At 71.5% G+C, this 15,201-nt stretch carries 10 protein-coding genes; 9 read left to right on the top strand and 1 reads right to left on the bottom strand.

Features of this window, described 5'->3' with window-relative positions; genetic code table 11:
- The first annotated feature begins 115 nt into the window (after positions 1–115).
- On the top strand, positions 116–1,030 hold the full coding sequence (locus ACN27G_RS10140) for a cation diffusion facilitator family transporter (RefSeq protein WP_421492531.1): 915 nt from the start codon (positions 116–118) through the stop codon (positions 1,028–1,030).
- A gap of 9 nt (positions 1,031–1,039) precedes the next feature.
- On the opposite strand, the gene ACN27G_RS10135 is transcribed toward ACN27G_RS10140, so the two are convergent.
- A complete protein-coding gene (locus ACN27G_RS10135; protein ID WP_421492530.1) occupies positions 1,040–2,074 on the bottom strand; it encodes a LacI family DNA-binding transcriptional regulator in 1,035 nt (344 codons plus the stop codon).
- A 293-nt stretch (positions 2,075–2,367) separates the two neighbouring features.
- Between ACN27G_RS10135 and ACN27G_RS10130 the strand changes: the two genes are divergently transcribed.
- From ACN27G_RS10130 to ACN27G_RS10095, 8 genes are all read left to right on the top strand, one after another.
- Positions 2,368–4,815, top strand: a complete 2,448-nt coding sequence (locus tag ACN27G_RS10130) for a glycoside hydrolase family 3 N-terminal domain-containing protein (protein WP_421492529.1) — start codon at positions 2,368–2,370, stop codon at positions 4,813–4,815.
- Complete coding sequence (locus tag ACN27G_RS10125; protein ID WP_421492528.1) at positions 4,812–5,807, top strand: ABC transporter permease; 996 nt, start codon at positions 4,812–4,814, stop codon at positions 5,805–5,807. The genes ACN27G_RS10130 and ACN27G_RS10125 overlap by 4 nt, the downstream gene beginning before the upstream one ends.
- The gene (locus ACN27G_RS10120; RefSeq protein ID WP_421492527.1) at positions 5,804–6,772 is read left to right on the top strand and encodes a carbohydrate ABC transporter permease; all 969 of its coding nucleotides are present in this window, start codon (positions 5,804–5,806) and stop codon (positions 6,770–6,772) included. Before ACN27G_RS10125 ends, ACN27G_RS10120 begins: the two co-directional genes overlap by 4 nt.
- Before the next feature lie 59 nt (positions 6,773–6,831).
- The gene (locus ACN27G_RS10115; protein ID WP_421492526.1) at positions 6,832–8,472 is read left to right on the top strand and encodes an extracellular solute-binding protein; all 1,641 of its coding nucleotides are present in this window, start codon (positions 6,832–6,834) and stop codon (positions 8,470–8,472) included.
- 109 nt (positions 8,473–8,581) lie between these two features.
- Positions 8,582–10,147 (top strand): GH39 family glycosyl hydrolase, encoded by a 1,566-nt coding sequence (locus tag ACN27G_RS10110; protein WP_421492525.1) that lies wholly within the window; start codon positions 8,582–8,584, stop codon positions 10,145–10,147.
- Positions 10,144–10,833: a hypothetical protein gene (locus tag ACN27G_RS10105; protein WP_421492524.1), complete on the top strand. Its 690-nt coding sequence runs from the start codon at positions 10,144–10,146 to the stop codon at positions 10,831–10,833. Before ACN27G_RS10110 ends, ACN27G_RS10105 begins: the two co-directional genes overlap by 4 nt.
- On the top strand, positions 10,830–12,986 hold the full coding sequence (locus tag ACN27G_RS10100) for a beta-galactosidase (protein WP_421492523.1): 2,157 nt from the start codon (positions 10,830–10,832) through the stop codon (positions 12,984–12,986). The genes ACN27G_RS10105 and ACN27G_RS10100 overlap by 4 nt, the downstream gene beginning before the upstream one ends.
- A complete protein-coding gene (locus ACN27G_RS10095; protein ID WP_421492522.1) occupies positions 12,983–15,166 on the top strand; it encodes an alpha-glucuronidase in 2,184 nt (727 codons plus the stop codon). Before ACN27G_RS10100 ends, ACN27G_RS10095 begins: the two co-directional genes overlap by 4 nt.
- The last annotated feature ends 35 nt before the right edge of the window (positions 15,167–15,201 follow it).

Raw genomic sequence — 15,201 nt, 5'->3', positions numbered from 1 at the left:
GGTCGGAGCGGTCCGCGCACGTCAGCGTCGACATCGGGTCCCAGTTTCAACTTGCACACATTGCAATGTACGCATATTTTGTTCCCGACGGCGTCGACGGCGGGAGGCTTGACACATGGGCGCGGGCCACGACCACGGCGGCCAGGCGATACGAGCGGGGGAACGCCATCGCAGGCCGCTCTGGGCAGCGGTGACGGTGCTCGGCGCCGCCATGGTGGTCGAGGCGGCGGCGGCGTGGTGGACCGGGTCGCTGGCCCTGCTCTCCGACGCCGGCCACATGTTCACCGACGTGCTCGGCATCGGGCTCGCCCTCGCCGCGATCACCGCCGCCAGCCGGGCGGCCCGGCACGCCCAGCGCACCTTCGGGCTCTACCGGCTGGAGGTGCTCGCCGCGCTGGCCAATGCCGTGCTCCTCTTCGGCGTGGCGATCTTCGTCCTCGTCGAGGCTGTCCGCCGCTTCGGTGACCCACCGGAGGTGCTGGCCGGACCGATGCTCGTGGTCGCGGTCATCGGCCTCGCCGCCAACGTGGTCGCGTTCCTGCTGCTGCGCGCGGGCGCCCGGGAGAGCCTCAACGTCCGGGGGGCGTACCTCGAGGTCCTCGGCGACCTGCTCGGCTCGGTCGGCGTGATCGTCGCCGCCGTCGTCATCGCCACCACCGGCTGGCGGTACGCGGACCTGGTCGTCGCGGTCGCCGTCGGCCTCTTCATCCTGCCCCGCACCTGGCAGTTGGCCCGGGTCGCGGTGCGGGTGCTGGTGCAGGCCGCGCCACCGCACATCGACGTCGGCGCCGTGGCGACCTGCCTGATCGCGGTGCCGGGGGTGGCCGGCGTACACGACCTGCACGTCTGGACCCTGACCTCCGGGATGGACGTCGCCTCGGCGCACCTCGCGCTGGCCCCGGGCGCCGACGTCGCGCCGGTGCTGGCCGCGGCGCGGGCCCGGCTGCACAACATCTTCGGCATCGACCACTGCACCCTGCAGATCGAGCCTCCCACCACCGAGAAGGTGTGCCAGGACGCGGACTGGTGAGGGCACCGCTCACCAGGGTGGTGGCGGGGCGGTGCTCTCGCGGACGACCAGTTCGGTGACCAGGTCGATCCGGCTGGTCGGCAGCGCCGCTCCCCTGGCCAGGTCGAGCAGCATCTGGGCGGCCGTGCCGGCCATGTCCCGCAGCGGCTGGTTGATGGTGGTGAGGGCGGGGCCGACCCAGGCGGCCACCGGCAGGTTGTCGTAACCGATCACGGAGAGGTCGGTCGGGACCGCCAGGCCGAGTTGCCGGGCCGCCCGGAGCACACCCAGGGCCTGCATGTCGGAGCCGGCGAAGATCGCCGTCGGCCGGTCCGGCCGGCTCAGCAGCTCCATCCCGTGCTGGTAGCCGGCGTGGGCGGCGAACATGCCGTACCGGACCAGGCCCGGCTCCACCGGTATCCCGGCCTCGTCGTGCGCGGACCGGAACCCGGCCGTCCGGGCCCGGCTGCACAGCATGTCGTCGGGGCCGGAGATGCAGGCGATCCGGCGGTGGCCGAGCTCCAGCAGGTGCCGGGTGGCGAGCAGCCCGCCGTTGTAGTTGTTGGAGCCGACGGTCGGCACCGAGGCCGAGGTCGCGCTGTCGGTGTCGACGACCACGAAGGGAATCGAGCGGCGTTGGAGCTGCTGCGACTGCGGCTCCGTCAGGTTGCAGAGCACGAGCAGTACGCCGAGCGGCTGGCGCAGCAGCACCCCGTCCAGCCACCGCTGCGGCGGCCGGTGACTCCCGCCGAGCTGGGAGAGTACGACGTCGACCTTCGCGGCCTCGGCGACCGCGTCCACGCCACGGATGATCTCCGTGGCCCAGCCGGAGTCGACCTCGTGGAAGACCAGGTCGATCTGGCTCGCCGCGGCCGGCTGGCGCTTGACCCGGCGCCGGTAGCGGTTCCGCTCCAGACTGGCCTCGACCCTGGCCCGGGTCTCGGGCGCGACGTCCGAGCGACCGTTGAGGACCTTGGAGACGGTGGTGAGGGAGACGCCGACCTCGTCGGCGATGGTCGCGATCGTCGCAGCGCCCGAGCCGACGATCCGCCGGGATCTCGTCATTGACAGCCTCCCGCAAGGTCCCGAAACTTTCGGTGCGAAACCTTAACATCGGACCACCCGATCGTTGCGTGATCGTGCGGCGCGTCTCGACCAGCCATCCGGACCGTTACCGCCCGATACTCGGTCCCATCACGGATACAGCAGTTCAGAGACCCTTGACACATCTTCGTCACGACGCTTAAGTTCCCCGGCACAGGTAACGCGGACATTGCCGAAAGTTTCGAAGACGTACCGGCCCGGGCTGCCCCACCACCCACGTAGGACAGCGTCCCGGTCGACCCCGAAGGGATGGCATGACAGGCCAGTCGCCCGTCACCGACGGCGCCACGACGGAGATCTCCGCCGCATGGCGGGACCCGCGGCTCTCCCCTGCCCAGCGGGCCGAGGCGCTCCTTCCGCTGATGTCGCTGGAGGAGAAGGTCGCCCAGCTCGTCGGGGTCTGGGTCGGTGCCGAGGCGTCGGGTGAAGGGGTCGCCCCGCACCAGGCCGAGATGGTCGGTGACGGCGTGCGGTGGCAGGACATCATCGCGCACGGCCTCGGCCAGCTCACCCGCCCGTTCGGGACCGCGCCGGTCGACCCGGTCGCCGGTGCGCGTTCCCTGGCCGCCTCGCAGGCCCAGATCGTCGCGGCGAGTCGGTTCGGGATCCCGGCCCAGGTCCACGAGGAGTGCCTCACCGGCTTCGCCGCCTGGCAGGCGACCGTCTTTCCGGCACCGCTGAACTGGGGAGCCTCCTTCGACCCCGAACTGGTGGCGGAGGCGGCCGGCCGGATCGCGCGTGCCATGCGCGCCGCCGGCGTACACCAGGGGCTGGCGCCGGTGCTCGACGTGACCCGTGACTACCGGTGGGGCCGGACCGAGGAGACCATCGGCGAGGACCCGTACCTGGTCGGGACGGTGGGTGCGGCGTACGTCCGAGGACTGGAACGCGGCGGCGTCGTCGCCACCCTGAAACACTTCGCCGGCTATTCGGCCTCGCGCGGCGGGCGCAACCACGCGCCGGTGCCGATGGGCCGCCGCGAGTTCGCCGACGTCATCCTGCCGCCGTTCGAGATGGCGGTGCGGCTCGGCGGCGCGCGGTCGGTGATGAACTCGTACGCCGAGATCGACGGCCTTCCGGCCGCCGCCGACGAGTCGCTGCTGACCGGCCTGCTCCGCGACGAGTGGGGCTTCACCGGCATCGTGGTCGCCGACTACTTCGCGATCCGGTTCCTGCAGACCAACCACCGGGTCGCCGCCGGGGCCGGCGACGCGGCCCGGCTCGCCCTGCGGGCCGGGATCGACGTGGAGCTACCCACCGTGGACGTCTACGGAGCCCCGCTGGTCGAGGCGGTGCGCTCCGGCGCGGTCGACGAGGCGCTGGTCGACCGGGCCCTGCGCCGGGTGCTGGTCCAGAAGGCCGAGCTCGGCCTGCTCGACGAGGAGTGGCGGCCGCTCCCCGACGACGTCGAGACGCTCGACCTCGACGACGAGGACGACCGGGCGGTCTCGCTCGCGCTGGCCCGGGAGTCCGTCGTCCTGCTGCGCAACACCGGCGGCGTGCTGCCGCTCGCCCCGGAGCAGCGGGTGGCGCTGGTGGGTCCGCTCGCCGACGATCCGATGGGCATGCTCGGCTGCTACACCTTCCCCGCGCACGTCGGGGTGCAGCACCCCGAACACGGGATGGGCGTCGGGATCCCCTCGCTGCGCGACGCGCTCGACCGGCTTCCGGTGCGGCTGCGCCACGCTCGGGGCTGCGACATCACCGGCGACGACACCTCCGGATTCGCCGAGGCGGTCGCCGCGGCGCGGGAGTCGGACGTCTGCGTGCTCGCCGTGGGCGACCGGGCCGGCCTCTTCGGCCGGGGCACCTCCGGCGAGGGGTGCGACGCCGTCGACCTGCGGCTGCCGGGCGTGCAGGCGGAACTGGTCCGGGCCGTGCTCGGCACGGGCACCCCGGTGGTGCTGGTGCTGCTGGCCGGCCGCCCGTACGCGCTCGGCGATGAGTTCGACGCCGCCGCCGCGGTCGTGCACGCCTTCTTCCCCGGGCAGCTGGGTGGCCAGGCGCTGGCCGAGGTGCTCACCGGCGCGGTGAACCCGTCCGGGCGGCTGCCGGTCAGCGTGCCCCGGGACGCCGCCGGGCTGCCCACCACCTATCTCGCCCCGCCGCTGGGCCGCCGCTCGGAGGTGTCGTCGGTCGACCCGACGGCGGCGTACCCGTTCGGGCACGGGCTGAGCTACACGACGTTCGAGTGGACCGAGCCGGAGATCGTCGACGCCGGCACCGCCGACGGTGCCGGCAACGGCACCAGTGGCAACAGCGGCGGCGGCCCGGACTCTTCGGTCGCGTGGCCGGTCGACGGCGAGGTGACGGTGCGGATCACGGTCCGGAACACCGGGTCGCGGGCCGGCACCGAGGTCGTGCAGCTCTACCTGCACGACGCGGTCGCCCAGGTCACCAGGCCGGTGGTCCGGCTGATCGGCTACACCCGGGTCGCGCTGGAAGCCGGCGAGGCGGCGTACGTGACGTTCGTGGTCCCGGCCGACGTCACGTCCTTCTGCGGGCTGCACGGCCGGCGGATCGTCGAGCCGGGCGATGTCGAGCTGCGGTTCGGCCGGTCCAGTGCCGACCCGGCGGCGACGCTGCGGCTGCGCCTGGTCGGCGCCGAGCGCGAGGTCGGTCCCGAGCGGCGGCTGCTGTCACCGGCGCGCGTCGCGCCGGTCGCCGCACTCCCGCCCAGCACTGCGGAGGTACGAGGATGAGCGCACCGACCACGGCAGGTCCACCACCGCGGATCACCGTCGAGGGCGACCCGCAGCGGCCGACGCCCCGGCGCCGGTCCCGCCCGCACCGCCGGACCTGGCGGCAGGCGTTCCGCCGGGACTGGCAGCTCTATTCGCTGGCGGTCCTGCCACTGCTCTTCTTCCTGATCTTCCGTTACCTGCCGATGCTCGGCAACGTGATCGCCTTCCGGCGGTTCCAGCCCGGCGGCAGCATCTTCGGCGAATACTGGGTCGGGCTGCGGTACGTGAGGATGTTTCTCAGCGACCCGTCGTTCTGGAACGTCTTCACCAACACCCTGATCCTGGGCACGCTGACCCTGGTGGTCGTCTTCCCGCTGCCGATCGTGCTGGCGCTGCTGCTCAACGAGGTCCGGACCCGCCAGCTCAAGCGGTTCGTCCAGTCGGTCTCCTACCTGCCGCACTTCCTGTCGATCGTGATCGTGGCCGCGATGGTGATGCAGTTGCTCTCCGTCGACGGCACGATGAACCAGATCGTCCGGCTCATCGGCGAGGACCCCATCCCGTTCCTGCAACGGCCGGAGTGGTTCCGGGCCATCTACGTCTCGTCCGAGGTGTGGCAGACGGTCGGCTGGGGCACGATCCTCTACCTCGCCGCCCTCACCACCATCGACGAGAACCTCTACGAGGCGGCCCGGATCGACGGCGCCAACCGGTGGCGCCAGACCTGGCACGTCACCCTGCCCGGTATCCGGCCGACGATGGTCACGCTGCTCATCCTCAACATCGGCACGTTCATGGCGGTCGGCTTCGAGAAGATCCTGCTGCTCTACAACCCGCTGACGTACCCGACGGCGGACGTGATCTCCACGTACCTGTTCCGGATGGCCTTCCAGTCGAGCAACTTCAGCTACGCCGCCGCGATCGGACTCTTCGAAGCGGTGATCGGGCTGACCCTGGTCCTGAGCGCGAACGCGATCTCCCGTCGCACAGTGGGGACGAGCCTGTGGTGACCGTCGATTCCAGCACCGTCGATCCGGAGACCGCCGCCGACCCGGACCGGGCCACCCAGAAGCTCGCCCGGCCCCGAAAGCGGCGACGGGGCATCAAGGACACCCGGGGCTACCGGGTCTTCCAGGTGGTCAACGCCATCGTGCTGACCGGTGTCGTGGTGGTGACGCTCTATCCGTTCCTCAACATCGTGGCCCGGTCGCTCAGCGACGAGGCGTACATCATCGCCGGTGAGGTGACCCTCTTGCCGCGCGGGTTCAACACCGACACGTACGCGCTGGTGATGCGGGACTCGCTCTTCTGGACCAACTACCGCAACACGGTGGTCTACACCGTCGTCGCCACGCTCATCGCGATGGTCATGACCACCTGCTTCGCGTACGTGCTGTCGAAGAAGCACCTCAAGGGACGCACCGCGCTGATCGGCGTCGCCGTCTTCACGATGTTCTTCAACGGCGGGCTGATCCCCAACTACGTCCTGATCAGCAGCCTGGGCATGAAGAACACGATCTGGGCGATAGTGCTGCCCAACGCGATAAGCGTCTTCAACCTGCTGGTCATGAAGGCGTTCTTCGAGAGCCTGCCGGTGGACCTGGAGGAGGCCGCCGCGGTCGACGGCCTGAACACGTACGGGATCCTGCTGCGGATCGTCCTTCCGCTGTCGAAGGCGGTCATCGCCACGATGATCCTCTTCTATGCCGTCTCCTTCTGGAACTCGTGGTTCTCCGCCTTTCTCTACATGGACCGGCAGGACCTGCTGCCCGTCACCGTCTACCTGCGCAACCTGATCGCCGGGGCCGTCGGCGCGGAGAACGTCGGCGCCATCAACGAGGCGAACGAGGTGCAGGCGGAGGCGACGCTCAAGTCCGTCACCATCGTGCTCACCACCCTGCCCATCCTGCTGGTCTATCCCTTTGTCCAGCGCTATTTCGTGTCGGGCGTGATGCTCGGCGCGGTGAAGGGATAGCCCGGCAGGCGGGTGTGAGCCCGTCGCAAACCCACGAACCACCAGCGAAAGGAAGCCCGATGTTCCCACGAGCCCGGCGCCGAGCAGCGGTGGTCGCTGCCGGCGCGCTCACCCTCTCACTCGTCGCCTGCGGCAGTGGCGACGAGGGCGACGCCCAGGACCTGTCGGAGAACCGCGCCGGCGCGATGGCCGACTACGGCGTCAACCAGCAGTTCACGGCGACCGAGCCGCTCTCCTTCTCCATTCTCTACAACAACCACCCGAACTACCCGAACAAGAAGGACTGGCTCTTCTGGTCCGAGCTGAACAAGCGGACCAACGTCACGCTGGAGCCGGTCGAGGTGCCGCTGAGCGACTACGAGCAGAAGCGGAGTCTGTTGATCGGTGCCGGTGACGCGCCCTTCATCATCCCGAAGACCTACCCCAGCCAGGAGGACACCTTCGTCTCCTCCGGCGCGATCCTCCCGGTCAGCGACTACATCGATCTGATGCCGAACTTCAAGGACAAGATCGAGAAGTGGAACCTCACACCCGAGATCAACCAGCGCCGCCAGGCGGACGGGAAGTTCTACCTCCTCCCCGGCCTGCACGAGAAGCCGTGGCACGACTACTCGCTCGCGATGCGGACCGACATCCTCGCCGAGCTCAACCTCGAGATCCCGAAGACCTGGGACGAGCTCTACACCGTGCTCAAGGCGATGAAGACGAGGTACCCGGAGAGCACACCGTTCTCCGACCGGTTCAGCCAGCCCAACCCGGGCGGTAACCTGCTCAACATCCTCGCCGCCTCCTACGGACTGGAGGGCGCCGGCTGGAACTTCCAGCACATCAGCTGGGACGCGAACGCCAAGAAGCTCTTCTACACCGGCGCCAGCGAGCAGTACAAGCAGATGCTGACCTACCTCAACAAGCTGGTGAAGGAAGGGCTGCTCGACCCGGAGAGCTTCACCCAGACCGACGACCAGGCCCGGCAGAAGCTCGCCAACGGCAAGTCCTTCGTGATCAGCAGCAACGCGCAGACGCTGGTCAACGACTACCGCCCGGACCTGGCGAAGACCATCCCGAGCGCGACGATGACCAAGATCCCGCTGCCGATCGGTCCGGCGGGTGAGATCAACCCCTCCAGCCGGCTGGAGAACGGCGTCATGATCTCGTCGAAGGCCCGGGACAGCAAGAACTTCGTCGCGATGATGCAGTTCATCGACTGGCTCTACTACTCCGACGACGGCCAGACGTTCGCCCGCTGGGGCGTCGAGGGCACCACACACGTCAAGGACGCCTCCGGCAAGCCGGCCCTGGCACCCGACGTCAACGTCATCGGGCTGCACCCCAACGCGCCGAAGCACCTGCAGAAGGACTTCGGCTTCTACAACGGCGTCTTCGCCTACGGCGGCAAGCCCGAACTGGTGCAGTCCTTCTTCTCCCCCGAGGAGCAGGAGTTCCAGGCCGTGATGAACGCCCGGACGCCGCGCCCGGTGGCACCGCCGTACCCGTTCACCGACGAGGAGCGCGAGCAGGTCTCGCTCTGGCAGACGCCGCTGCGGGACTTCGTCTACCAGGCGACCCTGCAGTTCATCCTTGGGCAGCGGGACCTCGCCCAGTGGGACGCCTACGTGGCGGAGCTGAAGAGCAAGAACATGGACGCCTACATGGCGAAGGTGCAGGAGGCGTACGAGCGCTACCAGAAGGAACACGGCTGACGGTTCCGGTCCGGTCGTGCCCACCCCGGGCACGACCGGACCGGACGCCGGCCAGGGGGCCCGCCCGGACACGCGGGCGGGCCCGCGCAACGCGGAACAGAGGACCACGATGCACATCCCCGTACCGGAGCACCCGACGGGACGGCTCTCCGACGCCTGGCGGCTCTGCGTCGGGACCGGCCGCTTCGACCTCGCGCTGCGACGCGACTACCAGGACTCGCTGGCACTGGTCCAGCGGGAGATCGGCTTCCGGCACATCCGCGGGCACGGGCTGCTCAGCGACGGCGCCGGCGTCCACCGGCCGTACGAGCACCGGGGCTCGCGCCGGGTCCGGCACAGTTTCAGCTACGTCGACCAGGTGATCGACGCCTACCTCGACCTCGGCATCCGCCCCTTCGTGGAGCTGGGCTTCATGCCCGCCGAGCTGGCCTCCGGCACCCAGACCGTCTTCTGGTGGCGCGGCAACGTCACCCCGCCGCGCTCCGAGTCGGAGTGGGCCGACCTGGTCCGGGCCACGCTGGCGCACCTGGTCGACCGGTACGGCCTGGCCGAGGTGCGCCGCTGGCCGATCGAGGTGTGGAACGAGCCGAACCTCGAACAGTTCTGGCAGGGCGCGGACGAGAAGGCGTACCACCGGCTGTACGAGGTGACCGCGCACGCCGTCAAGGAGGTGGACGCCGACCTCCAGGTCGGCGGGCCCGCCCTCTCCCCCGGCGCCGACGACTGGCTGCCGCGCTTCGCCGACTTCGTCGCGTCCCGTGACGTGCCGGTCGACTTCGTCAGCAAGCACGCCTACACCTCCGGGCCGGCCCAGCACGTCCCGTTCGGGGTGCACCAGACACTGGCTCCGGCGTCCCGGCTGCTGGAGCAGTTCGGCACGCCCCGGGAGCTGCTCCGGGACACCGCCCTGGCCGGGCTGCCGGTGCACATCACCGAGTTCAACTCCTCCTACCGGCCGGACAACCCGATCCACGACACGGCGCTGCACGCCGCCTACCTGGCACCGGTGCTGGCCGGCGGCGGCGAGCTGGTCGACTCCTTCTCGTACTGGACCTTCAGCGACGTGTTCGAGGAGGTGGGCATCCCGACCTCGCTCTTCCACGGCGGCTTCGGGCTGCTCACCCACCGCCAGATCAAGAAGCCCACCTACCACCTGTACGCCTTCTTCGCCCGGCTCGGCGACGAGGTGCTGGCGCGCGGGGCGGACCACCTGGTGACCCGGGACGCCGCCGGCCGGATCGCCGTGCTCGCCTGGGCCCCGGTGGACGTCACCGGCGGGACACCGGTCGACCGGCACCGGGTGACGCTCTCCATCCCGGTCGGGCCGCCGGGAGCCGCCGCCGCCTTCCTGCTCCGCTCCACCGTGAACGAGGAGCTCGGCAACGCCTGGACGGCCTGGTCGGAGCTGGGCCGGCCCCGCTCGCCGCGCCCGGCGCAGCTCGACGCGCTGCGGGAGGCGGCCGAACCGGCCCGCACCCACCGCAGCCTGCCGATCGTCGCCGGGCGCGTCGCGCTCGACCTCACCCTGGCCCGGCACGAGGTGACCCTGGCGGAGATCACCGCGGTGGTCGACGAGACCCCGCCGTGGTGGGACGAGACCCGGCTGCTCGGCCAGCCTCCGGCGGAGGGCGGAGGCTCCCGGCACGAGCAGGACCCCGGGAAGGAGCAGCGATGAACGACCTCGGCCGCGCCGCCAACCGGTTCGGCACCGGACCACTCTCCCGGGCCGCCGCGCTGGTCTACAGCCTGCTGCTGGTGGAGGTGCTGCTGGTGCTGACCACGCTGCCCGGCCTGGTCCCGCTCTTCCTGCTCGACCGGCACAGCAGCAACCTTCCGCTTGTCGCGCTCTGCGCGCTGCCGCTCGGGCCGGCCCTGGCCGCCGCCCTGTACGCGCTGCACCACCACCGGCCGGACCTGACCGACCTGAAGCCGGCGGTGCTGTTCTGGCGCGGCTACCGGGCGAACGTCCTGGGTGCGCTGGCGATCTGGGTCCCCTGGCTGGCGTGGCTGACAATCGTCGCGCTGAACCTGAGCAACTTCGCGGCCGCCGCCGTACCGGGCTGGTGGCGGATTCCGCTGGTCCTGGTCGCGGTCGGTGTGACGCTCTGGGGTGTCAACGCCCTGGTGATCACCTCGCTGTTCCGCTTCCGGGTCCGGGACGTCGCCCGGCTCGCGCTGCACTTCCTCGGCCACACCCCCGGGGTGACGCTGGGCACCCTGTCCCTGCTGGTGGTGGCGGCCGGGGTGGTCTGGGTCAGCTCCGAGGCGGTACTCGGGCTGCTCGGCTCGGTCTTCGTGCTGGCCCTGGTCCGCACCTGCCGCCCGCTGATCAGCAAGGTGAAAGAGGAGTTCACGGCGTGAGCCGCCCAGGTCTGCCCCGCATCCCGAAGATCGCCTTCGGTGGCGACTACAACCCTGAGCAGTGGCCGGAGGAGGTCTGGAAGGACGACTACCGGCTCTTCGACGCCGCCCGGATCGACACCGTCACCCTCGGCGTCTTCGACTGGGCGCTGACCCAGCCGGCGCCGGAGGTCTACGACTTCTCGACCCTGGACACCATCGTCGAGCGGGCCGCCGCCGAGGGGCGGCAGGTCTGCCTGGCCACCGGCACCGGGGCGCACCCGGCGTGGCTGGCCCGGGCCCATCCGGAGGTGACCCGGACGGACTTCGAGGGGCGCAGGCACCGGTACGGGCAGCGGCACAACTCCTGCCCCAGCTCCCCGGTGTTCCGCCGGCTCTCCACCGAACTGGCCCGCCGGGTCGCCCGCCGCTACGCCGGTAACCCGGCCGTCGTCGCCTGGCACGTCGGCAACGAGTACGGCGGCGCCTGCTACTGCGACCTCTGCGCCGCCGGCTTCCGCGGCTGGCTGCGCGACCGCTACGGCAGCCTCGACGCGCTCAACGCCGCCTGGTACACGACCTTCTGGTCACACACCTTCACCGACTGGGACGAGATCGAGCCGCCGTCGGCGCTGACCGAGCACTGGCGCGGGCCGAACCACACCGCCTTCCAGGGCATCACCCTCGACTACCTGCGCTTCATGTCCGACGCGATGCTGGCGAACTTCCGGAACGAGAAGGCGGCGATCCGCGAGTCCAGCCCGGACGTCCCGGTCACCACGAACTTCATGGGGATGTACCGGCCGATCGACTACCACCGCTGGGCGCCGCACCTCGACTTCGCCTGCTGGGACAACTACCCGCCGGACGACACCTCGCCGGCCTGGATGGCGCTGACCCACGACCTGATGCGCGGGCTCAAGGGCGGCCAGCCGTTCTGGCTGATGGAGCAGACCCCGAGCTACACCGCGTCCCGGGACGTCAACCCGCTCAAGCGGCCCGGGGTGATGCGGCTGTGGAGCTGGCAGGCGGTGGCGCACGGCGCCGACGCGGTCCTCTTCTTCCAGATGCGCGCCTCGCGCGGCGCCTGCGAGAAGTACCACGGGGCGGTCATCGGGCACGCCGGGCGGGACGACACCCGGGTCTTCCGGGAGGTGGCCGCGCTCGGCGCCGAACTGGACCGGCTCGGGCCGACGACGCTGGGCGCCCGGACACCGGCCCGGGTCGCCCTGCTCTTCGACTGGGACAGCTGGTGGGCGCTGGAGATCTCCGACGGCCCGTCCCGGCTGCTGCGCTACCAGCAGATCGTGCACGCGTACTACCGGGCGCTCTGGGCCGCCGGGGCCGACGTCGACGTGCTGCCGGTCACCGCCGACCTCGCCGGCTACCCGGTGGTGGTCGCGCCCGCACTGCACATGCTCAAGGACGATCTGCCGCAACGGCTGGCGGAGGTGGCCGAGCGCGGCGGCTCGGTGCTGACGACCTTCCTCTCCGGCCGGGTCGACGAGGACGACAACGCCTTCCTGGCGGACGTGCCGGGCCCGCTCGGCCCGCTGATGGGGATCCGGATCGACGAGTGGGACGCCCGGGGCCCCGAGGTGGTCAACCCGGTCCGGCTGCGCGACCCGGCGGCACCGGCCGGAACCGGCGCCGCCGCGGGCGCCGAGACAGGCACCAAGACCGCCGAGACAGGCAGCGAGGCCGCCGAGACAGGCAGCGAGGCCGCCGAGGTCGAGGTCGAGGCGCGGCTCCTCTTCGAGCTGGTGATCCCGGAGGGCGCCGAGGTGCTCGGCACCTACCGGGCCGACTTCTACGCCGGCACCCCGGCGGTGACCCGGCACGCCTACGGCGCCGGACACGGCTGGTACGTCGCCGCCGGCCTGGACCAGCCGGGCGTGGACTGGGTGGTCCGGCGGGTGCTGGAGCGGCACGACCTGGTCGGCCCGTACGCGGACGTCCCCGACCTGGAGACGACAGTGCGGGTCGCTGCGGACGGGACGCGGCTGCGTTTCCTGCTCAACCACGGCACCGAGCCGGTCGAGACGGTCGCGCACACCGCCGCCACCGACCTGCTCGGCGGCGGCCGGCTGGAGTCGGGCCAGCCGATCCGGCTCGACCCGCGCGGCGTGCTGGTGCTGCGCGAGGAGAGCCACGGCGCGGGAGCGGAGCGATGACGGGCCCGTCCCGGACGGCAGCGGCCGAGGTCGGACCGGCGGGGACCCATCCGGCGTGGCTGCCGGCGGAGGCGTTCCGGGCGGTCGGCTCGCGGCAGACCCTGGTCAGTGGCGACGGCATGCTCGTCGACACGGTGCGCGACGAGATCGGCCGGGCCTGCGCCCGGTACGGCGGCACGGTCCGACGGATGCCCGGCGACGCGGCTCCGGAACGGGGCGGAGCCGGCACCGTCGCCCCGGGGCCGGGGACGTCCGCCCGGGTCGACCTCATGCTCGCGCTCCGCACGGCCGGGCCGCTGCCACCCGGTGCGGCGACCGCGACGGAGGAGGTCGCGGCGACGATCGTCACCGGGACGGCTGCCGGGCTCGGCCCGGAGGGCTTCGCGCTGGCCCGCCGGGACGGCGTCACGGTGGTGCTCGCCGACGAGCCCGCCGGCCTGCTCTACGGCTTCTTCCACCTCGTCCGGCTCGGCGCGGCGGCGTTCGGGGCGGACCGCCCGGCCGAGGTGCACCGGCCCGCGCTGCGGCTGCGGCTGGTCAGCCACTGGGACAACGTCGCCGTGGACCCACGGATGGGGCAGGTCGAACGCGGCTACGCGGGCGGGTCGATCTTCTGGCGCGACGGCGCGCTCCGGCACGACCCCGATCGGGTACGCGACTACGCGCGCCTCCTCGCCGCCTGCGGCCTGAACGCGCTGACGGTCAACAACGTCAACGTGCACGGGACGGAGACCCGGCTGCTCACCGAGCGGCTGGACGACGTGGCGGCGATCGCCGACCTGATCCGCCCGTACGGGATCCGGCTGCACCTGTCGGTGAACTTCGCCGCGCCGGTCGTACTCGGCGAGCTGCCCACCGCCGACCCGCTCGACGACGACGTGCGGGCCTGGTGGTCGAAGGCGGCCCGCCGGGCGTACGAGGCGATCCCGGACTTCGGCGGCTTCATGGTGAAGGCCGACTCGGAGGGGCAGCCGGGCCCCTTCCGCTACGGCCGCAGCCACGCCGACGGTGCGAACATGCTCGCCGACGCGCTCGCGCCGTTCGGTGGTCTCGTGCACTGGCGTGCCTTCGTCTACAACCACCGGCAGGACTGGCGCGACCGGTCGACCGACCGGGCCCGGGCGGCGTACGACCACTTCACCCCGCTGGACGGCCGGTTCCGGGAAAACGTGGTCCTCCAGGTGAAGCACGGTCCGATGGACTTCCAGGCCCGCGAACCGGTCTCACCGGTGCTCGCGGCCATGCCCGGCACCCGACTGGCGGTGGAGTTCCAGGCGACCCAGGAATACACCGGGCAGCAGCGGCACGTCTGCTATCTGGGCCCGTACTGGAGCGAGGTGCTGCGCTTCGCCCCGTGGGGCCCGGACGGGCCGACCGTCGCCGACCTGGTCGGCGGCGCGGCACGGGACGCCGACACCGCGCCCGCCCGGGGCGGCGGCCTGGTGGTGGTCTCCAACGTCGGCGACGACCGCTACTGGACCGGGCACCCGCTCGCCCAGGCCAACCTCTACACGATCGGCCGGCTCGCCTGGGCGCCCGACCTCGACCCGCTGGCCGTACTCGACGAGTGGATCGACCTCACCTTCACGCCGGCGGCGACCGGCGATCCGGAACTGCTGCGCGGCACGCTGCACGCGATGATGGACGGCTCGTGGCGGACCTACGAGCGTTACACCGCGCCGCTCGGCGTCGGCTTCATGGTCGTGCCGGGCACGCACTACGGGCCGGCCGTGGACGGCTACGAGTACTCGCGCTGGGGCACCTACCACTTCGCCGACCGGGACGGTGTCGGGGTGGACCGTACCCGGGCCACCGGCACCGGGTTCACCGGCCAGTACCCGCAGCCGTGGGCGGACCGGTACGAGTCGCTGGCGGAGTGCCCGGACGAGCTGCTGCTCTTCTTCCACCACGTGCCCTACCGGCACGTGCTGCGCTCCGGGTCGACGGTCGTGCAGCACATCTACGACACGCACTTCGCCGGGGTCGAGGAGGTGGCCGAGATGCGGCGCCGGTGGGAGCGGATCGCCGGCGCCGGGCTGGTCGACCCGGCATTGCACGACAGGGTGGCCGAACGCCTCGACGAGCAGCTGCGCTGCGCCGAGGAGTGGCGGGACCGGGTCAACACGTACTTCTTCCGCAAGTCCGGGGTGCCGGACGCGCGGGGGCGGCGGATCCACTGACCCGCCACCCCCGCCGCGGGATCGTCGCCGGCCGG

This window comes from Plantactinospora sp. WMMB334 (genome assembly GCF_049179095.1).
In the GTDB taxonomy this organism is placed as follows: Bacteria; Actinomycetota; Actinomycetes; order Mycobacteriales; family Micromonosporaceae; genus Plantactinospora.
This window is presented reverse-complemented; position numbering and strand designations above follow the sequence as displayed.